The 24,256-nt window shown below is 52.5% G+C and carries 22 protein-coding genes and 1 tRNA gene; 7 read left to right on the top strand and 16 right to left on the bottom strand.

The genetic code is table 11. The annotated features are described in order from the left end of the window. Positions 1-36 precede the first annotated feature (36 nt). Positions 37-585, bottom strand: coding sequence for a GNAT family N-acetyltransferase (locus BXP70_RS24975; RefSeq protein WP_086596854.1), 549 nt, complete (start codon positions 583-585; stop codon positions 37-39). Positions 586-605: 20 nt separating this feature from the next. Then, positions 606-1,808: a thiolase family protein gene (locus BXP70_RS24970; RefSeq protein ID WP_086596853.1), complete on the bottom strand. Its 1,203-nt coding sequence runs from the start codon at positions 1,806-1,808 to the stop codon at positions 606-608. A 91-nt stretch (positions 1,809-1,899) separates the two neighbouring features. Between BXP70_RS24970 and BXP70_RS24965 the strand changes: the two genes are divergently transcribed. Beyond that, complete coding sequence (locus tag BXP70_RS24965) at positions 1,900-2,376, top strand: DUF4293 domain-containing protein (RefSeq protein ID WP_086596852.1); 477 nt, start codon at positions 1,900-1,902, stop codon at positions 2,374-2,376. Positions 2,377-2,460: 84 nt separating this feature from the next. Here the strand turns inward: BXP70_RS24965 and BXP70_RS24960 are convergent, their stop codons facing one another. From BXP70_RS24960 to BXP70_RS24940, 5 genes are all read right to left on the bottom strand, one after another. Then, positions 2,461-3,351 carry a DUF4476 domain-containing protein gene (locus BXP70_RS24960; RefSeq protein WP_086596851.1) on the bottom strand — a complete coding sequence of 297 codons (891 nt, stop codon included), beginning with the start codon at positions 3,349-3,351 and terminating at the stop codon, positions 2,461-2,463. 245 nt (positions 3,352-3,596) lie between these two features. After that, complete coding sequence (locus BXP70_RS24955; RefSeq protein ID WP_086596850.1) at positions 3,597-5,519, bottom strand: OmpA family protein; 1,923 nt, start codon at positions 5,517-5,519, stop codon at positions 3,597-3,599. 107 nt (positions 5,520-5,626) lie between these two features. After that, positions 5,627-6,118 (bottom strand): hypothetical protein, encoded by a 492-nt coding sequence (locus tag BXP70_RS24950; RefSeq protein ID WP_086596849.1) that lies wholly within the window; start codon positions 6,116-6,118, stop codon positions 5,627-5,629. 142 nt (positions 6,119-6,260) lie between these two features. Further along, positions 6,261-7,121, bottom strand: a complete 861-nt coding sequence (locus tag BXP70_RS24945) for a (Fe-S)-binding protein (RefSeq protein WP_086596848.1) — start codon at positions 7,119-7,121, stop codon at positions 6,261-6,263. A gap of 117 nt (positions 7,122-7,238) precedes the next feature. Further along, positions 7,239-8,636, bottom strand: coding sequence for a 4Fe-4S dicluster domain-containing protein (locus BXP70_RS24940; protein WP_086596847.1), 1,398 nt, complete (start codon positions 8,634-8,636; stop codon positions 7,239-7,241). 153 nt (positions 8,637-8,789) lie between these two features. Here BXP70_RS24940 and BXP70_RS24935 point away from each other — a divergent pair. Then, a tRNA-Phe gene (locus BXP70_RS24935) sits at positions 8,790-8,865 on the top strand. Positions 8,866-9,152: 287 nt separating this feature from the next. Here the strand turns inward: BXP70_RS24935 and BXP70_RS24930 are convergent. Next, on the bottom strand, positions 9,153-10,286 hold the full coding sequence (locus BXP70_RS24930; protein ID WP_179197832.1) for a J domain-containing protein: 1,134 nt from the start codon (positions 10,284-10,286) through the stop codon (positions 9,153-9,155). Between the two features lie 151 nt (positions 10,287-10,437). Between BXP70_RS24930 and BXP70_RS24925 the strand changes: the two genes are divergently transcribed. The 3 genes from BXP70_RS24925 to BXP70_RS24915 are packed head-to-tail and all read left to right on the top strand — an operon-like array spanning position 10,438 to position 12,309. Further along, positions 10,438-10,812: a phage holin family protein gene (locus tag BXP70_RS24925; RefSeq protein WP_086596845.1), complete on the top strand. Its 375-nt coding sequence runs from the start codon at positions 10,438-10,440 to the stop codon at positions 10,810-10,812. Between the two features lie 8 nt (positions 10,813-10,820). Further along, complete coding sequence (locus BXP70_RS24920) at positions 10,821-11,564, top strand: hypothetical protein (RefSeq protein ID WP_086596844.1); 744 nt, start codon at positions 10,821-10,823, stop codon at positions 11,562-11,564. Then, positions 11,542-12,309 carry a geranylgeranylglyceryl/heptaprenylglyceryl phosphate synthase gene (locus tag BXP70_RS24915; RefSeq protein ID WP_086596843.1) on the top strand — a complete coding sequence of 256 codons (768 nt, stop codon included), beginning with the start codon at positions 11,542-11,544 and terminating at the stop codon, positions 12,307-12,309. The genes BXP70_RS24920 and BXP70_RS24915 overlap by 23 nt, the downstream gene beginning before the upstream one ends. Before the next feature lie 197 nt (positions 12,310-12,506). Here the strand turns inward: BXP70_RS24915 and BXP70_RS24910 are convergent, their stop codons facing one another. The 7 genes from BXP70_RS24910 to panC all read right to left on the bottom strand — a co-directional run bounded on the left by BXP70_RS24910 (position 12,507) and on the right by panC (position 18,633). Further along, positions 12,507-13,430 carry a helix-turn-helix domain-containing protein gene (locus BXP70_RS24910; protein WP_086596842.1) on the bottom strand — a complete coding sequence of 308 codons (924 nt, stop codon included), beginning with the start codon at positions 13,428-13,430 and terminating at the stop codon, positions 12,507-12,509. Positions 13,431-13,587: 157 nt separating this feature from the next. After that, positions 13,588-14,727: an acyl-CoA dehydrogenase gene (locus BXP70_RS24905; RefSeq protein ID WP_086596876.1), complete on the bottom strand. Its 1,140-nt coding sequence runs from the start codon at positions 14,725-14,727 to the stop codon at positions 13,588-13,590. Positions 14,728-14,959: 232 nt separating this feature from the next. Next, positions 14,960-15,652: a zinc metallopeptidase gene (locus tag BXP70_RS24900; RefSeq protein WP_179197831.1), complete on the bottom strand. Its 693-nt coding sequence runs from the start codon at positions 15,650-15,652 to the stop codon at positions 14,960-14,962. A 12-nt stretch (positions 15,653-15,664) separates the two neighbouring features. Continuing rightward, positions 15,665-16,144, bottom strand: a complete 480-nt coding sequence (gene rfaE2 / locus BXP70_RS24895) for a D-glycero-beta-D-manno-heptose 1-phosphate adenylyltransferase (RefSeq protein ID WP_086596841.1) — start codon at positions 16,142-16,144, stop codon at positions 15,665-15,667. After that, positions 16,134-17,186: a lysylphosphatidylglycerol synthase transmembrane domain-containing protein gene (locus BXP70_RS24890; RefSeq protein ID WP_086596840.1), complete on the bottom strand. Its 1,053-nt coding sequence runs from the start codon at positions 17,184-17,186 to the stop codon at positions 16,134-16,136. The genes rfaE2 and BXP70_RS24890 overlap by 11 nt, the downstream gene beginning before the upstream one ends. 151 nt (positions 17,187-17,337) lie before the next feature. Continuing rightward, positions 17,338-17,685 carry an aspartate 1-decarboxylase gene (gene panD, locus BXP70_RS24885; protein WP_086596874.1) on the bottom strand — a complete coding sequence of 116 codons (348 nt, stop codon included), beginning with the start codon at positions 17,683-17,685 and terminating at the stop codon, positions 17,338-17,340. 102 nt (positions 17,686-17,787) lie between these two features. Further along, positions 17,788-18,633 carry a pantoate--beta-alanine ligase gene (panC, locus tag BXP70_RS24880; protein ID WP_086596839.1) on the bottom strand — a complete coding sequence of 282 codons (846 nt, stop codon included), beginning with the start codon at positions 18,631-18,633 and terminating at the stop codon, positions 17,788-17,790. A gap of 118 nt (positions 18,634-18,751) precedes the next feature. Between panC and BXP70_RS24875 the strand changes: the two genes are divergently transcribed. Together BXP70_RS24875 and glmS are read left to right on the top strand one after the other, a co-directional pair. Continuing rightward, the gene (locus BXP70_RS24875) at positions 18,752-19,564 is read left to right on the top strand and encodes a glycogen/starch synthase (RefSeq protein ID WP_086596838.1); all 813 of its coding nucleotides are present in this window, start codon (positions 18,752-18,754) and stop codon (positions 19,562-19,564) included. A 370-nt stretch (positions 19,565-19,934) separates the two neighbouring features. Continuing rightward, positions 19,935-21,770 (top strand): glutamine--fructose-6-phosphate transaminase (isomerizing), encoded by a 1,836-nt coding sequence (gene glmS, locus BXP70_RS24870; protein ID WP_086596837.1) that lies wholly within the window; start codon positions 19,935-19,937, stop codon positions 21,768-21,770. Positions 21,771-21,860: 90 nt separating this feature from the next. On the opposite strand, the gene BXP70_RS24865 is transcribed toward glmS, so the two are convergent. Further along, on the bottom strand, positions 21,861-23,909 hold the full coding sequence (locus tag BXP70_RS24865) for a M13 family metallopeptidase (RefSeq protein WP_179197830.1): 2,049 nt from the start codon (positions 23,907-23,909) through the stop codon (positions 21,861-21,863). Positions 23,910-24,256: the final 347 nt, after the last annotated feature.

Here is a 24,256-nt window from a genome sequence, read left to right as displayed (position 1 = left end):
CAGAAGCTACTGGTTACTGCTCTCCCTACGTACTGCTCATTGTTCATTGACAATTGCATAGAGAAGGCTATCCGTTGTCTGGCCGTTTTTGGTGATGCTTTTGCGCAATCTGCCCTCCAATTCATACCCACATTTCTCTAGCACCCGCGCTGAAGCCGTATTGTGGGCAAAAACGCCTGCGTAGAGCCGGCATATATTGAACTCTACGAAGGTATATTTCGTCAACGCTTCGACTGCCGCCGTCATGATGCCACGTCCCCAGTGAGGCCGCCCTAGCCAATAGCCGATTTCGGCACTGCGACGGTCCACGTCCTCCTTGAAGATGACGCTGATGCCACCGCCCGCCGAACCTGCCACCTCAATAGCTAAGTGAATATCAGGAGCGTGAGCAGTGGCCACCGTTTCTAAATACCACCGCGCATCCTCCGGCAGGTACGGATGCGGGAAAGTGTCGCGCAGATTCTGCGCGACACTTTCATCATTGGCACAAGCTACTAGCGCTGGCGCATCGGCAAGTTGCCACGGTCGTAGGCGCACTCCGGCCACCGGTAAAACAAGGGTCGGACGCCGCCTCGATTCGGGCATAACCTAGGGTTAAAGCGGAGTTAGACCTTCTCGTAAATCACGGCTACGCCTTGTCCTACGCCTACGCACATGGTGGCTAGGCCGTAGCGTACACTTTCGCGGCGCTGCATTTCGTGCAGCAAAGTAGCCGTGATACGCGCCCCGGAGCTACCTAGGGGGTGCCCAATGGCAATAGAGCCGCCATTGACGTTTACCTTCTCCGGGTTCAACCCTAGCTCGCGCATGCACACGATGCTCTGTACTGCAAAGGCTTCGTTTAGCTCGATCAGGTCCATATCTTCAATGGTAAGACCCGCACGCTGCAACACCTTCTGGGTAGCCGGAATTGGACCTAGGCCCATATAGGCAGGATCAACGCCAACCACCGCCGAAGCCACTACGCGCGCCATCGGTTTGAGGTCGAAGCGCTTCAGGCCTTCTTCGCTTACCACCAGTGCCGCCGCCGCGCCGTCGTTGATACCGGCAGAGTTGCCCGCCGTGACGCTGCCGTTCTGCAGGTCAAAAGCCGGCCGTAGTGAACCTAGCTTTTCCAGCGACGACAAACGTGGTGGTTCATCGGTGTCGAACAGGGCAGTGTCTCCTTTAGGATTTGGAATAAACACGGGCACAATCTCCTTGCGGAAACGTCCTTTTTCGGCTGCCTTGTGGTATTTGCGCTGCGAGTCGAAAGCAAATTGATCTTGCTCTTCGCGGCTGATATTAAACTTACGCGCTACATTTTCGGCCGTTTCGCCCATGGCGTAGGGGTAATGCATCTTCGCCAGCTTGGGGTTGACGAAGCGCCAGCCGAGCGTGGTATCGTGGGCCGTGAAGTCACGCGCGAAGGCCGTGGCCGACTTCGCCATCACAAAAGGCGCCCGCGTCATACTTTCTGAACCGCCAGCTAGGTAGGCCTCGCCTTCGCCGCTCTTAATGGCGCGCGCTGCATCCATGATGCTTTGCAGGCCCGAGCCACACAGGCGGTTGATGGTCACACCCGGCACGGTAATCGGCAGGCCAGCCAGCAGCGCAGCCATGCGCGCTACGTTGCGGTTGTCTTCGCCAGCTTGGTTGGCGGCACCCATAATTACATCTTCTATGGCGGCCTTGTCCAGGGTAGGATTGCGGCGCAGCAGTTCGCGCAGCACGTGGGCGGCCATATCATCAGGACGGACGCTGCTCAGTGCACCCCCAAATTTACCAATGGGCGTACGGACAGCGTCTACAATATAAGCAGTTGACATCGAATTGAAATGCGGTTTTTCCGGTTGTTGTTGGCTACTTTTGCCGCCCTAGCTAGGCTAGCGCAGGCATTTGAACCGACAAAGCACAAAGATGATACAAAGAATCCAAAGCGTATTTTTACTGTTGCTGGCAATCGCCATGGCCAGCGTAATTTTCGTGCCGATTTGGAGTAAGACCGATGCTCTTACCGGCCAAGAACTCGTGCTGCACGCCACGAAGCTAGCTTTCGTGAACCCAGCTTCCCAAACTCCCGCTGCCGTAAATACGTGGCCTATTGCGGCACTAGCGGCGCTCTCGGCAGCGGTGGCGCTGTTCGAGATCTTCCAGTACCGCAGTCGTTTCACGCAGCTTAAGCTTGGTTTGGTCAACTTAGTACTAATTGCGGCCACTATTGGAGCAAGCTATTATTACTCGGGAGTGGGCGAACAGATGCTTAATATCAAGCTAATTGGGACCTTTGAGGCGGGTTTTTACCTTCCCACCCTAGCGCTGATCCTAAACTTGCTTGCTAACCGCTTCATTCGGCGCGACGAGCAACTCGTGCGCTCCATGGATCGGTTGCGGTAAGCACCAACACAACTCAACAGAAAAGGCTCCTGTTTAGTGCAGGAGCCTTTTTTATTTTTTCATTACGCCGCCGTTAGCGTTGCCTTACTGACCGCGCTGCTGACTGACAAAATCTTGTAGCTCGCGACTGCTAGCTGTGTATTGGAGGGCATCATACACGCGGTAAAAATTTTGGCGATCAGCTACCCGGGCGTAAGCGTATTTCGCTAACTCGAGGCGGTTGCTCTCAAAACTCAAGGTTTGCATAAGGCGAGCTAGGTCAGCTGACTGCACCAATGATTCACCCAATGCTTGCTTAATCACCGGCAACTTGTTGTCATCAAACGACTTCTTTTGCAAGAATTGTAGCAGGCCGTCCACATCAGCGGCCGACATTGCCTGGTAGTAAGTACCGCTGCCGTTGTTAGGGTAAGGGGCTGGGGCTGGAGCAGACGGATAATTGTTCGGTGTATTCGGGTAGTTGGGGTCCGGGCCATTAGGGCCCGGAATTGGGTTAGCGGGCCCGCTGTAGCCCCCCTCGTTGTTGACACCAGAGTCGTTGCGGCCGCTCCCGTCCGGCGAAGCACCATAGCCAGGATCATTATACGTTCCCCCGGGGTAGCCTGGGCTGTTTGGGGGATAGAACCCACCCGTCCGAATAGGCACGGCCGCTACTTTGCGTAGCACCGGCGGATAACCGCTACGCGCCAGCAGCACGAAGCTCGTTTCCAAACCTGGGTCCAAGAATAAGCGTGTCCGATAATTTACAGCTCCACCAAAGGCCGTTGGAATCCGAAATTCCGCCCAGTGGAACCCTGGCGTGAGCCGATCAATGCGCACCCGGCTGGCGCTAGTACGCAGCAGCGGCCGTCCGTCGAACACCAACTGAAAGGGCAAGCCCCGCTCGGAGGCGAAGTTGACCGTAGCAGGAGCAGCCATTCCGCGAAAGCTCAGCAGCAACAAGGTGCTTAAACATAACAACAGCGTTTTTTTCATAGCGGTAACGAAAACGGACAAGCGGAAAGCTTCTTGCTCAAGTTACAATAAAACCAAGTATTATGCCATACTTAAAAACTAGCTAACATTTTGGCTTTGTGTGGCTTACTAAGCGCGGTAAATCCCTTAAGCGCAAGGCTTGGTCAGCTCACTCCACAAACGTGAAAAGACTATGCCGTAGTATAGCAAAAGCCCTTGCTATGGCCAGACCATGCAAGGGCTTTTACTGACGGACAGCTACCTAGCTATTCTGTAATCTTCGTCACCTTAAACTCGGTGCGACGGTTACGCTGGTACTCTTCTTCCGTTTTGGCATTCTTCACCACGGGCTGCGTTTCGCCGTAGCCTTTCGCCGTAATCCGACTCTTATCAATTCCCTTTGAGATGATATAGTCAACGGCCGATTGGGCGCGGCGCTGCGACAGCGTTTGGTTATAAGCATCCTTACCACGCGAGTCGGTGTGTGAGCTCAGTTCGATGGTGATGTTGGGGTTGTCGTTGAGCGTTTCTACTAGCTTATCCAGCTCCACTGCGGCATCTGAGCGAATGTTGGCTTTGTCGTAATCGTAGAAGATGTTCTCCACCACGATAGCCTTGTTCTTCACGATCTTCGTCAAGGTCAGCGTCACGGGCAGGCGAATGTCGTTCTGCTCATTGGGCAGGTCTTCCTGCTTGGGCACTTTTCCAACAGTCGACAATGAGTTGCGGGCCGTGAAATAACCTGGCCGGTCGGCAAGCAGCGTGTACGTAGCAGCCGTGTCGAGCTTGGCCGTGAACTTACCATCGGGGCCGGTCGTCACATCTTGCTTCTGCCCGTTGCGTCCGGTGATGGTCACCGTCTCGCTGGCAACAGGAGCAGTTGCGCCCGTCTTATCGTTGCGCTCTACCAGTGTGCCATCGACAAAGAGTGCCACGAGCTTAAGCGGCTTCTTATGGAAGCGATACAAGTCGTCACTGCCCTTGCCACCAGCGCGGTTGGAGGAAAACACGCCCATGTCTTTGCCCATAAAGTAAGGGGCGAAATCGTCGCCGTTGCTGTTGATGGGCGACCCTAAGTTTTTCACCTTCCCCTTGTCCACCATGAAGATGTCGAGTTTGCCCAGGCCAGGATGCCCGTCGGAGGAAAAGTATAGTGTGCCATCTGGAGCAACGGCTGGAAAGTTCTCGTTGCCAGGCGTGTTGACCTCCTCTCCTAGGTTTTCAGGCGCGGAAAAACGGCCATTGGCTCCCATAGTGGCTTTGTAGATATCGGTGCCACCTTGGCCGCCTTTCCGCGAAGACGCGAAGTAGAGCGTTTGGCCGTCGGGCGAGAACACGGGCGAGAACTCATCGGCAGTGCTGCTGTTCACTACGCGTAGAATTTCTGGCTCGCTCCAAGCGCCATTTTTGTAGTACGAAGCCCACAAATCTACGCTCAAATAGCCCTTCTTCGACCCGTTGTTGGAACGCGCAAACACCATCATTTTGCCATCGGGCGTATAGGTGGCGCTGGCTTCATGCTTATCGGCGCTATTGAACAGCGGCTCCAGCTTGCGCACGGTGCCGCCAGTGAGCTTATCGGCGTCGTCAAACTTAATGGCGTACAAGTCGTTGAAGCCTTCTCCATTGCCTAGGTATTTCTTGCCTTCGCGGCCAGAAGCAAACACCAGCTCCTTGGTTTCGGGTAGCATTGTGGCGCTGAAGTCCGCCGACTCAGAGTTAAGCTGGTCGAGCGGCATTACTTCGTTGTTGGTGCGCATCGCCACCACTTCTGGGCTCAAGCGCGCGTTCTTGGCTTCCATTTCGGCGCGGGCCGCTAAGGTGCGGTTCGTGCCGGCCTGGGCGTAGGTTTCAAACTGCTTGGCCGCTTCTTCAAACTTACCGCTGGCTTTTAGCGCCTCGGCGTACCGGAAACCTAGGTCAGCACTTTTCAGCTTGCCATCCAGCGCAGCCTGATAAAAGGGCTCCGCTTGCTCAACCCGGTTGGAGAGTCGGTACGACTCGCCAATGCGGTAGTTCGCGAGCGGTGCATTTTTCCCCTTGGCTACCTGGGCTTTATACAGCGTGATGGCGGTTTCGTACTCGCCACGGGCAAAGCGCTTATCAGCTTTGCTAACGCTGTCCGTCGTGGCGCAGCCGCCCAACAGCACCGAGCTAGCCGTGACACCGATGATTAGAAAATTCCTCATGCGTAGATGGAGTGGAATTGATGTTGGAATAGCTCTCTGCCATTGCCACCCCTAGGCCTAGCAAGTATACTAAGTTTGGGGAGGATTCTGGCCGAGAAGCCAAGTATTTATGCCCCTGCAAAGTAGCGCGCCAGCCAAGTAGAAGCTGCCGGCGCCGGCCATGCCCTCCCGAGCTGCTGGTGCTGCGCGATGGTATTGTCGAAGTACGGTGTTTCAGGTCGCAAGCGACCTTCGGCCACCGCTGTCTTCAACTCGCGGCGGTCAACCAACTGCACTTCGCCATCTACCAAGAAAGCTAGCTGCGATTTTTCGAGCAGCGTGATATTCAGCGCTTGCTCCAAGGCCCGTACAAAGCGCACAGACGAGTCAATGGAACAGCCACTGGCGTCAGCCAGGGCTTCATCGAGCCCGATCACCAGAAACTGATGGTGCAGAAAAGCAGCCGAAGCGGCCAGAGCGCGGCCGTGGCTGGTCCACTCCTCGGCAAACTGCCGCAGGGCCGGCTCCACCGAAGCTAGCTCTTCACTGGTGAGCGAGCGGTTGGCTTGGTAAATCCAGATGCGAGCGTGCGCAGGCAGCTGGTCGAAAGAAACGAACATGAGGCTAGGTGCTTAGAGCTTCGCGGTTCAGGGTAAGATGTATACTTCTATAACTCCAAAACCAGCTGACTTATTTTCTACAAAATAAACAGCCCCAACGGGAAGTTCCGTCGGGGCTGTTTTGTTTGATTTCAAGGTTTGTTTACGCGTTTAATCCTTCAGCTGTGGCAATCAATTCGGCGAGGTCAAACACCTGCACATTGTTCTCGCGTTCCTTGTTTTTCACGCCGTCGCTCATCATGGTCATGCAGAAAGGACAGCTCACGGCGATGATGCTATCTTGTCCGTTGGCCTTTGGGGCGGGCGTGGCGCCTTCGTTGCCGCTTTCTACTCCGTAGAGCTTATCCAGCGCAGCCACGTTGCCATCGAGGGCGGCTAGCGCTTCTTCCGTACGCTCCACGTTTACGTCCTTTTTGCCGGGCTCGGGCTCCTTCCACATTTGGGCGCCACCAGCGCCGCAGCACAGGCCGTTGGTTTTGCAGCGCTTCATCTCCACGAGGTCCGCATCTAGTACGGCAAGCACCTCGCGGGGCGCTTCGTAGATGTTGTTGGCCCGACCTAGGTAGCACGAATCATGAAAGGTGATGCGCCGGCCCTTGAACTCGCCGCCCCCTGCTACGCCTACTTTGCCCTCGTTGATGAGTTGCTGCAAGAAGGTGCTATGATGAATGACTTCGTAGGTGCCGCCGAGAGCCGGATACTCGTTTTTGATCGTATTGAAGCAGTGTGGGCAAGCTGTCACGATCTTCTTGATACCGTAGCCATCGAAGGTGGTAATGTTCTGCATAGCCTGCATCTGGAACAGAAACTCGTTGCCGGCGCGCTTAGCGGGGTCACCGGTACACGTTTCTTCCATCCCGAGCACGGCATAGTTCACGCCCACGTGCTCCAGAATCCGCACGAAGGCCCGCGTCACGCGCTTGTAACGGTCGTCGAAGGCGCCGGCACAACCTACCCAAAACAGAATTTCCGGCGTTTCCCCGCGCGTCGCAAGGTCGGCCATCAGAGGAACGGTAATTTGACGTTTGGCAGTTGGCTCAGCCATAATATTTTAGAAAACTAAAGGTCAGAAGGAGTGGGAATTATGTTGGCTGGTCGCGCCTGTGCAGAGAGAGTAAAGCTAGCTTTTTGCTACGGCTTCCTTTTCTGACACAAACAAATCATCGGCCCAGTTGAAGCGGTCGGAGGGCGAAAAAGCCCACGGCGCACCGTTGTTTTCAATATTGGAGAACATCACGTTCAGCGAGTTTGGCGCAGCCGATTCTTCGAGCACCAGGAACCGCCGCATCTCGATGATGCTTTCCAGCGGATTGATATTCACGGGACAAGCTTCGACGCAGGCGTTGCAGGTAGTACAGGCCCACAGCTCTTCGGGTGTCACGTAGCCGCGCAACAGCGTGTGGTTTGCTTTGTCGAGCTGTTCTTGCTCGGGGTGCTTAGCCTCGGCCCCATAGAGGTTGGGCTGGAAGATTAGCGGCGAATTGTACTTCTCTTCTACCCGGTCGCGGGTGTCCATGATAATCTTACGCGGCGACAGCAACTTACCTGTAATGTTGGCTGGGCATACCGACGTGCAACGACCACATTCCGTGCAAGAGTAGGCGTTCATGAGGTTTGTCCAAGCTAGGTCGTCCACATCTTTGGCGCCGAAGGGTGTAGGCGCCGCCGCTGAACCATCGGGCCCGACGGCTGGGGCGGGTACCTGGTAGCTCGGGTCCAGCATGGCCTTCACCTCGTGCGTAATGCTATCCACATTCGAGAACTGCCCCTGCGGCACGAGCCGAGAGTAGTACACGTTGGGGAAGGAAATGATAATGTGGAAGTGCTTCGAAGAAGGTAAGTAATTCAGAAACAACAAAATGCCTACAATGTGTGCCCACCACCCCACGCGTTCTAACACCTCTAGTGCTTGCAAATTACTGGGAAACAAGCCCGTGAGCAGCGAGCTAATGGGGAAAGCTCCCGGCAAATCTTCCCCACGCAGCTGATGTAGTTTCAGGTCGGACGTGTTCATAGTGAACAGCGCCACCATAAGAATTACCTCGATGTAAAGGATGATATTCGCGTCGAGTTTGGGCCATGCGCGCAGCTCAGGACCTGTAAAGCGACGCACAGGTTGGGTGCGGTTGCGGCGCCACCAGAAGGCTATTACGGCTATAATCACCAGCGCCCCTAGCACCTCGTTCGTTGCCATCAGCGCGTCGTACACTGGACCTAGAAACTGTAAAACACGGTGCGTCCCGAAAATGCCGTCAATCAGAATCTCGATGACCTCAACGTTGATAACCAGAAAGCCCACGTACACCACCATGTGCAACAGCGCCGGGGTAATGCGCTTGAACATTTTCTGCTGGCCAAAGGCGACGAGGAGCATTTTATTGAGCCGCTCGCCTACATGTCCACTCATTTCTCGGTCGCGCCCGACCAAAATATTCGCGCGAATCTTGCGCACCTGCCACACAAACAGGCCAATGCCTGCCACAGCAACTAGCAGAAAAATAAGGTTTTGGATCGTCACGGAAGTAAGAGTAAGTTGGGAATGGCCGAAAAATACTCGTTATGCCTAACAAATTCACGGGTTTCGGCAGAAAGATTTTTTTCGCCGGATTGTTGCAGGTTAGTTTTGGTTTACTACTTTTGCCACTCCCAAAGCAAATGAGCCAGGGAAAAGGGTAACGTAGCTCAGTTGGTAGAGCACAGCACTGAAAATGCTGGTGTCGTTGGTTCGATTCCAACCGTTACCACCAAAAGCCTCTAGCGCACAGCTAGAGGCTTTTTTGTTTTTGTACTCACCCAACAGCAGACCTAGGTAGTTCCTGTTTGCGCTCAGGTTTCCTACTCCTGCTGAGCTAGCCCATAAAATATTCCAGGAGCCAGCTTAGCATAAGAAGTGCACCTGCTAGGTATAGTTTCAACCGCGTATTTCGGCCCGTCTTCATACCCTAAAGACACACATAGTTGCAGAAAGACGCAAGCATATGCTAGCTGCTTTTCCAACTATCCTGCTAGCCATTAAACCTTTACCTAGCTTGTGTTACGGGCACGTCTGTTGCTGCGCAGCGGCGGCATAGCTATAGCCAAGCTTTACAGCTTGCCGAAAAAAGGCACAAGCATCGGCAGCGCTTTCCTGTTGCTGCGCCAGCCGCCCCAGCAGAAAATACACCTGCCCACTTCGCGGATTCCGCAATAGTACTTGCTGATAGTCGTTGCGCGCTGCCGCATAATCTCCGAGCTTGTAGTAAGCTAGCCCCCGATACGTCAGGTACTTCAAGGTTCGATCTTGTTGCTTACGCAGCCGCAAGCCCGCTGAGAAATCCTGAATAGCGGCATGGAAGTCATTTAGGCCAAACAGCCGCGTTTCGCCCCGGGCCAAGCGGGCGCCACTCAACAGCGAGTCGAGCGCAAGCGCATGACCTAGGCACCACTCGGCCGAATCAGGTTGGTTTAAATTATTGTGACATTGGCCAAGCCGGTACCATAACTGCGCAGCCGTACGCCCCGTGGCGTTGGCTAGCGCCGCTCGATAGTCGGTGCGAGCAGCGCGGTAATTCTGGTAGGCAAGCTGTTCAATTTCCCCCCGACGCTGCAAGGCTTCTGCGTAAGTTGGCTTGAAGTGCAACGCCTCGGTGAAAAACCCGTGCGCCGTACCCCAACTGCGATTTACGTAAGCAGCAAGCCCATCCTCATAGTTACTTACTGCCGTCACGTGGTCCATCGTCACCTTCACCGACAGCATAAATAGGATAAGCAGCCCAAAGATGCCTAGAGTAACGAGGTAGTCACGGCGCGTGAACTTCGGTTTTTCGCGGGAGATGGTACGGTAGTGGCGTTCGGCTGCTCCCGCCGGGCGCCGAGTGCGCAACGGGGTGGGTGGCGGCATTGGCACCCCATACACGTGTTGGCCTTGCGACCTAAATTGCTGTTGGCGACGAGCTTCCTCCGCCCGACGAGCTACTACTTGCAGCTGATAATCATACACAGCACGCCGAGCTGGGTCACCTAGCACCTGATAAGCAACGCTTACCCGCTTAAAGTCTTCCTCAAACTGCGTGCTGCCGCCGTGCTTGTCCGGATGATACCGCACGGCCAAACGCTTATAGGCTAGCTTAATTTCGCGAGGTGTAGCAGTAACAGCTACTCCCAACACCTGATAATGATTCTGGCTCACAATACGGCTGTACAAGGTAAAAGTAACTCATTTTTCAGACATAATGTCGCTTTTTCCGTATGCAAGGGGCGACCCGAAAATGAACAACGCAATGTTCCTTTGGTGTCCAGACTTGTAACATTATTTCTGGCTTTTCTCTCCCCTACGCCGTATGGCTAACGACGACGCTTCTAAAACGCCCCGCAACGACAGCTTGATGGGTAACCTAATGGGCTACCTAGATACCCGCATCGACTTGGTGCGCCTCGAGGCCCAGGAAAAGGTAAAAACGGCCTTTGTTGGCACGGTGCACGGTGTTGCCATGGCCCTCATCGGATTGATGTTCCTCATTTTCCTGAGCATCTTTGCTGGCCTAGCACTTAATGCCGCTTTGGATAGCACCTTTTGGGGCTTCGGAATCGTAGCAGGCTTCTACCTAGTACTGCTAATTGTCTTCCTAGTGGGCGTGGACAAGAAAGTTTTCCAAGGTTTAGCTGACAAGCTCCTGGACAATACCATCTACAAATCTGATAAGCGGCAAGCGTAATACAACGTATGGCAGAGCTAACGAATCCATTGTTTGAAGATCAGAAAGAGTTTCTGGAGCGCCAGAAGCTAGAGTATGAGCGTGCCTTACTCGGCGATGTTGATCACATTAAAGAGAAAACACAGGAAATTGGCAAAAAGGCGCTGATTGGAGCGGGTGTCATTGGAGGAATTTGGCTGCTGGCGAAAGCTTTTGGCGGCAAAAAATCCCTGAAGCACAAAGACGAAGAGTCGACTATTCACCGCTTGAAAGAAAAGTCGAAGCGTAACCGCCCTATTCGTCATTCTACGGAGGCCGATACTTCTCTCTCCGACGATTTTGGCTTTGGTGCTAACAACAGCGCATACCGCGGCTACTCCGGGAGAGGGCACGAGCGGGCTCACATTGCGCCCGACGTGTATCATACTGATGCCGACCCTTTCCCGCCCCTCCCTTACGACGACGCCCGACGGCTTCCGACGTCGTCCTTCAACCAGAAAAGCTATTCGAGTGCAGCCCCTGAGGATGATTCTCCTTCCTTTCTAGCTTCTACATTCAGCGCTTTTCTGCAATCGGACACGGGCAAGATGCTGATGGCCCAAGTGACGGCCGTGCTGATGGCATACGTGGCACAGAAAGTGGGAGATTACCTACCAATACTTAAAAATTCCGACCTTGCGTCTTCGGCCCCGCATGCTACCGCAGAGCCTGAGACCACAGATATCGAATTTACCTTCCACGACGACGCGGATGCGCCTCACCAATCTTCATGAAGCCCTCAGCAAACGCCGGACGCACGGCCAAAAATCGTTAGCGGTACTGCTTGATCCTGACCATCTGGATGAAGCAGGCTGCCGGCACTTGCTGGAGTTGAGCGAAGAACATCCTGTTGATTATTTCCTAATGGGCGGCAGCTTGGTGATGAGTACTCACCAAGCGTCGCTCATTCGTTTTATCAAAAGTCGCAGCTCCGTACCGGTACTATTGTTTCCAAGCCACAGCCTACACCTCGATACGCAGGCCGATGGTATTTTACTGCTGTCGTTGATTTCGGGCCGCAACCCTGATTTTCTTATTGGTCAGCACGTTATTGCCGCGCCTTTGCTCCGGGCCAGTAACCTCCAGATTCTGCCCACTGGCTACATGCTAATCGATACGGGCCGGCAAACGACGGCTAGCTACATGAGCAATACTACTCCCCTCCCCCACGACAAGCCTACTATTGCAGCTTGTACGGCTATGGCCGGCGAGCAGCTAGGTCTGCGCCTGATATACCTCGATGGTGGTAGTGGAGCTATGTATCCCGTGTCACCGGCCATGATCCGAGCAGTTCGGCAGGCGGTGGAAGTGCCGCTATTCGTTGGGGGTGGCATCAATACCGTTCAGAAAGCACAAGCGGCCCTAGCCGCTGGTGCCGATGTTATTGTAATTGGCAACCAAATTGAAAAAACACCGGAATTCTTAGGTGAGGTATCGAAAGTGGTCCGGATGTTCAATACAGTCCTCAAGGCCGTCTGAACCACGGATTCGGTCGGATTTTTCGGATTCCACGGATTTTGTGGATGGTTGTTCTGGCTTCCAATACATCCGAAAGGAAAAGTGTACAGGCTATAAAAGCAAAGAGGCAGCCCTCTTGGGCCGCCTCTTTGCTTTTGCATCGTAATAGCTTCTTCAACCGATCTAATCTGCGGAATCCGTGGATTAGATGATACTAGCTAGATGTTCATGGCTGATTCGCGACGGCGCATCTTGCCAGCCGGAATACCGAACATCATCTTGAAACGGCGGCAGAAATATGCCGTGTCTTTATAACCTACCTCTTTGCCGATGTCGCGAATACTCTTTTTGGTCGTGCGCAGCAAGAATACGGCGCGCTCCATACGCTGGTATTCGATATAGTCCTGCGGGTTGATGCCGGTGAGCATTTTGAAATACTGACCCACATAATCTTCCGATACGTTAGCAACGCTCGAAAGCACTTTGTTTGACAAGTCGCCGCCGATGTTCTCCTTGATGTAGTTGAACAGATCGATGAGGCGCGGGTCTTTGAAATACGTGCTGTTGGTAGCCAACTGCTCTACAAACATCTTGTTCTTCAAGATGTAGCGCACAATTTCTACCACTATATTTTCGGTGTAGATGGTAATCAGACGCTCGCGACCAGGTAGGTCCTGCAAGCTCTCTTCCACTACTTTAATAACGAGGTTGGCGAGCTTCGAATTACCAGTGATTAGAAAGGCTGGCACGTCGAGCGACGCGAAGAAGTTGACGGAATCAAATACTTTGGCTTCGAAGCTTACGTGGCTATGGCTTTCTTCAGCGTCGCCAATCAGATCGAGGTCGGTATTGGAATGAAAGAATTTATCCTTGTTGCTAATTAGATCGTCGTTGGTAATACTCTTATTACTGATATTGCCATAACTTACTTTGGTAGCACGACCACCTGGGATAAACAGCATCTCTCCTTCCTCTACCACTTGCTCTTCTTCACCAAAGGAGATACGACCTTTGTGCAACAGAATGAGGTTGTTGCCAACATCATAATAGTTGCGCACCGTGAAAGGCTGCTGCAACACCAAGTTCTTGGCTTTGATGTAGCGCACGCCGAGCGACTCTATGACTTTATTATAATCTTCCATATTCGGAGTGTGGCTGGTATGATGGAATCTAACGGGTTCGGGGGGCTGTCAAACTTAGACAATGCAAAATAAGATATAAAAATTCACAAAAACGAAAACCCAGCCGTTTTTTGGCTGGGTTTAGTGCAAATATTCTGGCTTTAAAGCAGCGCTAATCTTATTTTAATAATTCCCGCGAGATTACAATTTTCTGAATCTCGGAAGTACCCTCATAAATCTGGGTGATTTTGGCGTCGCGCATGAGCCGCTCAACATGGTATTCTTTGACAAAACCGTAGCCACCATGAATCTGGACCGCTTCAACAGCGCTGTCCATTGCAACTTTCGAAGAAAAGAGTTTTGCCATGGCGCCCGACTTGCTATAGTCGAGCTGTTGGTCTTTGTCGCTGGCTGCTTTCAGGCACAACAATCGAGCAGCATCAATTTCCGTTGCCATGTCAGCTAGCTTGAACTGAATCGCTTGGTGCTTAGCAATTTCTACCCCAAAAGCTTTCCGTTGTTGCGCATATTTCAGGGAGAGCTCGAGGGCTCCCGACGCGATACCTAGGGCTTGCGCCGCAATGCCGATACGGCCACCAGCTAGCACCTGCATGGCAAACTTAAATCCGAAGCCATCGGGCCCAATACGATTTTCCTTAGGCACCTTCACATCGTTGAACATGAGCGAGTGCGTGTCGGAACCCCGAATACCTAGCTTGTTCTCCTTCGGACCAATGGTAAAACCAGGGGTATCTTTATCTACGATCAGCACGTTGATGCCGCGGGATTTCAACTCTGGATTTGTCTGGGCGATAACTAAGTACACGGAAGCAGAACTGCCGTTGGTAATCCAGTTCTTGGTGCCATTAAGCAAATAATAGTCGCCTTTGTCTTCGGCGGTAGTGCGTTGCATCGTAGCATCGGAGCCTGCTTCGGGTTCAGATAAACAGAAAGCTCCAATAATCTCGCCGCTGGCTAGCTTCGTCAGATACTTCTGCTTCTGTTCTTCAGTACCGAATTTCTCTAAGCCCCAGCATACAAGCGAATTGTTCACGGACATGATAACAGAACACGAGGCGTCTACCTTGGAGATTTCTTCCATAGCTAGCACGTATGATACCGTATCAAGACCGCTGCCTCCGTACTCGGGGCTTACCATCATGCCCATAAAGCCTAGCTCGCCCATTTTTTTGATTTGCTCGGCGGGAAATTTTTGGTGTTCGTCGCGTTCAATAACGCCAGCCCAAAGCTCATTCTGGGCAAAGTCGCGGGCAGCGGCCTGAACGGCTAGCTGCTCTTCTGTGAGTTGGAAATCCATACAGGAAAGGTTGGGTGGGTAATAAAACAACGGGTGAGGATAGGGTAGCGTTGCTGTATCAAAAATAAAAGGCAGAATCGGCAGGATAAGCAAATAGCCCTTATTTTTCTTCGGCATGCATACTTTCTAGCTTCCAATGCTTCAGTAGCGTAGTGATGACGAGCTAGCTGAAAAAACAACGGCCGCTTCGCAGTGCGAAGCGGCCGTGAAGAACTACTACTTAACTAAACAATTAGCGACGGTCGCGGCCTCCCATGAAGATGCTCACATAATAGAGCAACGTTGCCAACGATGATAGTGCGGCTACTACGTAAGTCATTGCGGCCCACCACAAGGCATCTTTGGCCATGGCATGTTCTTGCGTTGTTACGATGCCGCGGCGATCAATCCAAGCAAGGGCCCGACGGCTAGCATCAAATTCAACAGGAAGCGTCACAAAGCTGAAAAGCGTTGTAAGCGAAAACAGCGCAATACCTACACCTAGCGGAACTGGTGTCGAACGAAGCATAAAAACGCCTGCCATCAGAACGAACGGCATGAAGCGCGACACGGCGCTCAACGCGGGCACCATGGCCGACCGGAACTGCAACATGCTGTAAGCAGTAGCGTGCTGCACCGCGTGGCCACATTCGTGCGCCGCAATAGCAGCGGCGGCGGCACTGCGCTCCTCATACACAGCTTCGCTGAGGTTTACGGTTTTGTCAGCGGGGTTATAGTGGTCGGTCAGGCGTCCTTCCGTTGAAATAACCCGCACGTCTGTGATGCCATGGTCAGCGAGCATCAGCTCGGCAATCTGGCGGCCGGAGAGTCCCGACTGCAAGCCGATCTGCGCGTACTTAGCCATCTTGCTACGGAGTCGCCACTGGATCAACCAGCTCACGACCATCATCAAAATCAGAAAAGGAAAAATGGGAAAGCCAGACATGGAAGAAGAGAGTTAAAGTTGTTCGCGGATACGCTCCACGATGCGGGTGGTACTGTAGCCCGCTACCAACGGTACGGTCAGAACCTGTCCACCGTTATTTAACACAAATTCATGTCCGACAATTCCGCTAATCGCGTAATCGTCGCCTTTCACCAGAATGTCGGGCCGTACCTGCGTAATGAGCTCCAGCGGCGTTGGTTCGTCGAATAGCACTACGGCATCCACGAACATCAAAGAAGCTAGGATGCGCGCCCGACCATCTTCATCTTGGAGCGGCCGGCCGGGCTTGAGGCGACTTACGGAAGCATCCGTATTGAGCCCCACAATCATGGCGTCGCCGAGGTGCCTCGCTTTTTCTAGGTAATCGACATGACCTAGGTGTAAGAGGTCGAAACAGCCATTGGTGAACACCACCCGGCGGCCGTGGGCGCGCCATTCAGCGGCCACTGTTCCGATAGCTGAGCGACTGAAGATTTTGTCTTTACTCCACATCAACGGGCGAAGCTACAGTAAGAGGAGCCGTTGTGACTGAGGGCACCGTACGGCCTGATTTGAGCATGCTTATAGCGAAGCTAATTCCGCCCATCAGCACGACTAAGAGTGTTTGAGAACCGTGTACGACCAGCGCATAAGCAATGCCCGCATCCTTGCTGATACCATAGGCAAGCAGAATACCCTGTACCATCACGTGGAACGGCCCAATACCACCCGCCACGGGTGCTGCCATACCAAAAGCGCCGAAAGTCAGAACGGCCAACCCGGCCCGCATACCTAGGTCGTAGGTGGCAGGGAAGCAGAAAAAGGCGAGGTAATCCATGAGGTAATACACTAGCCACGTAAAGAAGGTATGGAGCAGAAATAAGCCTTTGTTCTCCAGCTTTAGGATGCTAAACACGCCGGCGAGTAGCCCTTTTGCAAAGAGGATTACTTTATTGAACAGCGCATTCTGCCGAAGCCGCTCTAGGTTTTGGAAGAGAGTATAAATCAATCCCACCAAGAGCACGATTACAATTAGACCAGCTACCACTAGAGGCGTTGGATTGCGCGCTAGCTCGTCGTAGCGCCCACCTAAAATCTTGTCTGTTACGAACTTCCAAAAGGTTTGAAAATCTAGCAATAACGTAGCCCCTAACAGCCCAAGCAACACCATCACGTCGATGACCCGTTCTGTTACAACAGTGCCGAGCGATACTTGCACCGGCACCTTGCTCGTGCGCTGCAACACCGAACACCGAATAACTTCTCCCATACGTGGCAACACTAGGTTAGCTAAGTAGCCTACCATCATAGCATTATACACGTCCCAGTAAGAGGGTTTGTGCCCCGTTGGGTCGATTTGCATCTTCCACCGGTAGGCCCGACTGAAATACCCCAGCGCCGACAACACCATTGTGATAATCAGCCAAGAGTAGTTTGCTTCTCGTACGCTCTGACCGATACGACTCAAGTCTTGCCCTTGCACGGCATACCACATGAGTAACCCCGACACCGAGAGCAGCAGTGCATACTTGAGAATGGTAAGAAGCTGTTTCATCACTTCGTTGATTGCTTAGGTACAAATCCTACAAAAAATCTCGCCTTAGGGCCCAAATAGGGCCTAAAGGTAATAGCAGATAAGAAAGGTGGGATTGTAAGGAAGCAAGATAGCGGAACTATTTGTACGCGGCGCCTTCCCCGATGTTGACCTAGGTCAGGCGGTTGTGCTGGTCAGGAAAGACGAGCGTAGGCTTGTGCGCACGCGCTTCGGCGAAGTCAACGAAGCCGTAGGAGAAGATAATAATGATGTCCCCCACGGCTACTTTGCGGGCCGCTGGGCCATTGAGGCAAATCATTCCCGAGCCTCGTTCGCCTCGGATGGTGTACGTTTCGAAACGCTCCCCGTTGTTGACGTTTACAATAGTCACTTTCTCGTTTTCGACCATGTTGGCCGCGTCGAGCAAATCTTCGTCGATGGTGATACTGCCTACATAATGCAGCTCGGCTTGCGTGACTTTAACCCGGTGAATCTTGGATTTGAGGACTTCAATATACATGGCTGAAATACGGCTGAAAAATAAAGCCGACAAAGATACAGAAGTAAGAGTGACTGAGCGGCTGAGTGCTATTTGACAACCACACTCAGCCGCTCAGTCACTCTACACTACCACGTTATCAATCAGGCGCACATCGCCGAGGCTAGCCGCCAAACAAATAGCTAAGGATTGTTCAGCCACTGGTTGCGTAGGCGCAGGCTGCAAGGTTTGGGCATCGGCTACCTCCAGGTACTCTAGCTGGATAGCCGGCTCCTGGGCTAGGTAGTCGATGGCGGCTTGCCGGGCGGCGGCGGCAGACTGACCCGCTCGTAGCTGCTCGGCGGCTAGCTCAAGGGCTTGGTACAGGCGGGGCGCGCGGGTGCGGTCGGCGGGCGTCAGTCGTCGGTTGCGCGACGACATAGCTAGGCCATCAGCCTCGCGCACCGTGGGGAAGGCAACTACTTCCAAATCGAATGACAGGTCTGCCACCATTTGACGAACAATAGTGACTTGCTGCAAGTCTTTTTGTCCGAAATACGCACGATGAGGCCGGGCTAGGTGAAAAAGTTTACTCACCACCGTGGCCACCCCATTAAAGTGCCCCGGGCGGAAAGCGCCTTCCATTACGTGCTCTAGTGCACCGAAGTCAAATCGCAGCTTAGCAGGAGTAGGATACATCTGCTCGACGCCGGGCATAAACAAAGCTGTGCAACCAGCTGGGCCTAATAGTTCAGCATCCGCTTCGGGCAAGCGCGGGTATAATCTAAAGTCCTCAGCATTATTGAATTGAGTAGGATTGACAAAAATGCTCGCCACAACTACATCATTTTCGGCGGCAGCAGTTCGCACTAGTTGTAGGTGTCCTTCGTGCAATGCGCCCATGGTAGGCACCAAGCCAATGCGTAATCCTTGTTGGCGCCAAGCTTCCGTTTGGGCTTGCAAAGCCGGGGCAGATTGTAGTATCTGCATAGGTAAAGTAGCCGACGACACAGAACGGCAAATGGGTTTAGTTGAAATTTCCCTCAAATTTGTTTAATTTTGTGCACCCAAAGTGTTGTCCTTTCTCAACCACACGAAACTACCCATTATGTCCAAGCTGAGAATACTCTATGCTGCCACGGAAATCAATCCTTTTTTGCAGACCACCAAGGTAGCGGAGTTTCTGCGGATGTTGCCGCAGGGTATGCAGGAAATGGGGATGGAAATCCGCATTTTCGTACCCCGTTTCGGTATCATCAACGAGCGCAAGAATCGCCTGCATGAAGTAGTACGGTTATCGGGCATCAATATCGCCGTGGGAGAGGAAGAAAAGCCGCTCATCATTAAAGTAGCCTCAATTCCGAACGCGAAATTACAGGTGTATTTTATCGATAATGAAGATTATTTTCATCGCAAATCGGTGCTGGTAGACAAGAACGATAAGTTCCACGCCGATAATGACGAACGTGCCATCTTCTTTTGCAAAGGTGTATTAGAGACGGTAAAAAAGCTAGGTTGGTCACCCGATATTGTGCACTGCAATGACTGGATGACGGGCCTGATTCCGATGTACTTGAAGACGACCTACAAGAAAGATCCGATCTTCAAAGACGCAAAATCTGTGTTTACGGTCTACAACAACGAATTTGACCATAAGTTTGAAGGCGACATCATCGAGAAGGCTAAAATGCTCGATATTGATGATGCGATGCTCGCTGCGCTGAAGTCAGCCGATTTCGGCGGTTTCATCAAAGTAGGAATGGAGTATGCCGACTCCGTGCAAAAGTCGGACGAAGACTTCAGCGACAACTTGAACGCTCTTTTTTCCGAGTACTCGCAGAAATGCCGATTTGCTCAAGTAGGCGCCGATGAGAATCCGCTTACCTCCTACTACGCGCTATACAATGAGCTAGCTAGCTAATAGCTAGTCATAGTTCGGATAATACTTACATCTCCGTAGCTGATCTGCCTAGCATGATCGACTACGGAGATTTTTGTTTGTACCTAGGTCATTATAGTCCTAAAGTAAACTTAAGATACCACGTGCTTTAGCCGGGAAGTACTGTCTGATCATTGCCTACTTCAGTAGCTAAACGCGTTATGCTTAAGCTTAGCACGCTAACCCTAGTTGTGATTCACTCAACTAGGTAGCTTGGAAATGCGGTGAATGTAGATTTGTCGTATATTAATGTTTGCTTTGCTAAAATTTTAGCAACTTTTTATTGCGGCATAACCTTTGAAGACCGGCAGGTCTTTTTCCCACCTTCTATTAACTTTTCTTCTTACTTATTATGTGCGGAATTGTAGCTTACATCGGGTATCGCGAGGCTTGTCCCATTATTATCAAAGGCTTACGTCGCCTCGAGTACCGCGGCTACGACTCAGCGGGCATTGCTTTGCTCAATGGTGCGCTGAATGTTTATAAAAAGAAAGGCAAAGTGAAGGAGCTTGAGACCTTCATAGCTGAGAAAGACACCCACGCCACAATTGGGATGGGTCACACGCGTTGGGCCACACACGGAGAACCTAACGATACCAACGCCCACCCGCACTATTCTACTTCCGAACGCATTGCCATCATCCATAATGGCATCATCGAGAACTACGCCGCGCTGAAAACGCACTTGCAGCAACAAGGACACGTGTTTCACTCGGAAACGGATACAGAAGTATTTGTCAATCTAATAGAAGAGATTCAGAAGCAAAACCAATGCACCCTGGAAGAGGCGGTTCGTTTGGCCCTGCACGAAGTAGTAGGCGCTTATGCCATCGTCGTGCTTAGCCGTGACGAGCCCAACCAGCTGATTGCGGCGCGCAAAGGCTCACCGTTGGTAATCGGCATCGGGCAAGACGAGTTCTTCCTAGCTTCTGATGCTACACCTATTATTGAGTACACCAGCGACGTGGTGTATGTCAATGACCATGAAATTGCTGTTATCCGCAACGGGAAACTCGACATTCGCACCAGGGAGGACATCCAGCAGACTCCTTACATCCAGAAGCTAGAGTTAGAACTAGATAGCATTGAGAAGGGTGGCTACGAGCACTTTATGCTGAAAGAAATCTTTGAGCAGCCGAAGTCGATTCTAGATTCAATGCGGGGCCGCTTGGAGCTGGAGGCTGGTCACCTGAACATGGGTGGCATCCGCTCTTACGAGCAGAAGTTTGTCAATGCACAGCGCATTATTATTGTGGCATGCGGTACTTCGTGGCACGCTGGCTTAGTAGCCGAATACTTGCTGGAAGACCTAGCTCGTATTCCGGTGGAAGTAGAGTATGCGTCGGAGTTCCGGTACCGCAACCCGATTATCACCGAGCGCGACATCGTGATTGCCATTTCGCAATCAGGGGAAACGGCTGATACTCTAGCGGCCATTGAGCTAGCCAAGAGCAAAGGCGCTACTATCTTCGGCATCTGCAACGTGGTAGGCTCAAGTATCGCACGCGCTACCGATGCGGGTGCTTACACCCACGCCGGACCAGAAATTGGAGTGGCTTCTACCAAGGCTTTCACCGCACAGGTCACGGTCCTCACGCTGCTGGCGATGATCGTAGGTCACAAGCGCGGCACGCTATCCGAGCCTAAGTTGCGCGAATTGATGGTGGAACTCAGCAACATCCCAACGAAGGTAGAGCAAGCCCTGGCCCTCAACACGGAGATTGAGCAGATTTCTGAGATCTTCAAGGATGCTACCAACTTCCTTTACCTAGGCCGGGGCTACAACTTCCCGGTGGCTTTGGAAGGTGCTCTGAAGCTGAAGGAAATCAGCTACATCCACGCCGAAGGCTACCCAGCTGCCGAGATGAAACACGGCCCGATCGCGCTGATTGACGAGAACATGCCGGTGGTGGTTATTGCCACCAAGGACAGCTCTTACGAAAAGGTAGTTTCAAACATTCAGGAAGTGAAGGCTCGCAAGGGGCGCATCATTGCCATCACGACGGAAGGCGACACCGTGATTCCGCAGATGGCGGAGTTCGTGATTGAAGTGCCCGCCACGAGCGAAGTACTCATGCCACTCGTGTCCGTGATTCCGCTACAGTTACTCTCCTACCACATTGCGGTACTACGCGGCTGCAATGTCGACCAGCCACGTAATCTAGCGAAGTCGGTAACGGTGGAATAGCGCCTTATTCTAATTTATGGGTGCCCCAATCGATACGCATAAAGCGTATCGATTGGGGCACTTCGCATTCCGGTACATCCTTTCTTTACACTACCAAATGGTCACTCGTTCGTTGACGGGCCGCCACATAGCGTCGCCTTCTTTGATGTTGAAGGCGGTGTAGAATGCATCTAGGTTCGACAGCGGCCCATCCACCCGGAACTGAGCGGGAGAATGAGGATCGGTAAGCACCTGCGTCCGCAAGCTTTCAGTGCGAACCTTTCGGCGCCAGATGGTGGCATAAGACAGGAAGAAGCGTTGGTCGGGCGTGAGGCCATCAATCAACTGCGTGCTCTTGCCCTGCGCCGTTTTTTTAAACGCCTGATAAGCCACCGTTACGCCACATAAGTCCCCAATGTTTTCCCCTAGAGTGAGCTTGCCATTGACATGCAGCGTGTCGAGGGCCACGTATTGGCTGAACTGCTTGGACAGGGCCGCACCCCGCGCTGTAAAGTTTTCCTGGTCTACTTTAGTCCACCAGTTGGTGAAGCGTCCCTGCGCGTCGAACTGACTGCCTTGGTCGTCAAAGCCGTGGCTGATTTCGTGCCCAATCACCGTGGCAATGCCCCCATAGTTTACCGCGTCATCAGCCTGCGGGTCGAAGAAGGGCGGCTGCAGAATACCCGCGGGAAACACAATTTCATTGTTCAAAGGATTGTAGTACGCATTCAACGTGGGCGGCGTCATGGTCCACAGGTCGCGGTTTACGGGTTTGCCGACCCGGTTCATCCCATCAAGAAAATCAAAAGCCTGGGCGGCTTTTACGTTGCTGAAGTAGTTGGGGCCAATCTGCAAGGCAGAATAATCGCGCCATTGATCGGGGTAAGCAATCTTTCTTCGCACGGTGCTCAGTTTCTGCAGGGCCTTTTCTTTCGTTGGTTCGGTCATCCAGCCATTGGTCCGGATGCGCTCGGCGAAAGTGGTCACCACGTTTTGCACTAGATCGTCTATCCTTTTCTTGGCGTCGGCCGTGAAGTATTTCTCCACGTACACTTTGCCCAGAATCTCACCCAGCATCGCATCCGTAGCCCCCACGATCCGCTCGTTCCGGGGCCGCATCTGCGTTTGGCCGGATAAGGCGGTTGCGTAGAATGTGAAGTTAGCATCGGCGAAAGGGGTACTTAGATATGGCGCCGCATTGCTGAGCAAGCGCACCTTCAGGTAATCTTTCCACGTGGCCAGGGACGTGGCGGTCAGCTCTTTGTTGAGCCCATCAAAGAACTCGGGCTGCGCCACCAGTATTTTGGCTGATGGAATATTCAATTTCTGAAACAGGGTGCTAAACCCTAGCAGCGGAAACTGCTGTTGCGCCTTATCCAGCGTGTAGTAGTTCAACAGCTTCTGGATATTTCGGTTCTCCGTAGCCGTGCGAGCCCCCGTGGCCATACGGGTTTCCAGGGCCATAATAGCCGTGGCTTTCGACTGAGCCGCCTCTTTAGGAGTTCCCGAAAGCTCTAACAACTGCTGGAGGTACGCCACGTATTTCGTCCGGATGGCTACAGCTTTCGGACTGGCATCGGAATAGTAAGACTTCTCGGGTAGCCCCATGCCTCCCTGGCTAAGCGTTACAATTTCGACATCGTTGCTCATAGGATCAGCTAGGTGATCTAGGTCAAACAAGGGAGCAATGCGTCCGGTTAGCCCCGCCGCAAACTGTGTAGTGGTTTCGGCCACTACTCCCTGCGGGCTGCTGATGGCGTCGATGCGCTTTAGATCGGCCTGCACGGGTTGAATACCTAGCTTGTCGATGGTAGCCGTATTCATGCCGCTGTTGTAAAAATCCTGCAGCTTTTGGGCGTCACTACCTGGTTTGTTTTTCTTGGCGGCGGTTGCCTTGATTAGTTCCTGCAGGCGAAGCCGAGTTTGTTTTTGGATAATGGGTGCGTTTCCCCACGAAGCTTCGGTGGCAGGAATCTCATTGGCTTTAACCCACCCACCGTTCGCATAGCTGAAAAAATCGTCGCCGGGCTTTACTGTGCGGTCAATGGTAGTTTGATCTAGGAACGTGCGCTGGGCTTTAACGGAATAAGCCTGCTGAGCCTGAGCAGAAACGGCGCTAGTGACTGCCAGTAACGAAGACAGAATAAAAGTCCTGTTCATAAAGAAAGCGTGGAGAGTAAAACTGAAAGGTAGTTTAAACAAATCTAATAATATTTTGAACATTTCTTATTGTATTCTCCTATACCGTTGTGATGTAACAAGCTCTTAATCAATGGATGCTAGAGAGGAACGAACGCTCTGCCAGCTTAGCAGCGCCAAAACCTAGGAGCGCTAGCTCCTGTGTAGTAATTCAAGCTTTTTTGAGCTATCCTCGGGGAATGAGTGTTCACACGACCCGCATTCTTCAGAACTTATTCGGCGCATGCTAAGGTGCACCAAGCTTTATGGCAACAGCTTAGCGATACCTCTGCAAAGCACCTAGATGATAATGCGCTACTTGGTTGAAA

It is taken from the genome of Hymenobacter crusticola, from assembly GCF_002154225.1.
Lineage (GTDB): Bacteria > Bacteroidota > Bacteroidia > Cytophagales > Hymenobacteraceae > Hymenobacter > Hymenobacter crusticola.
The sequence above is the reverse complement of the archived record's forward strand: the minus strand, read 5'-3'. Positions and strand labels throughout refer to the sequence as shown.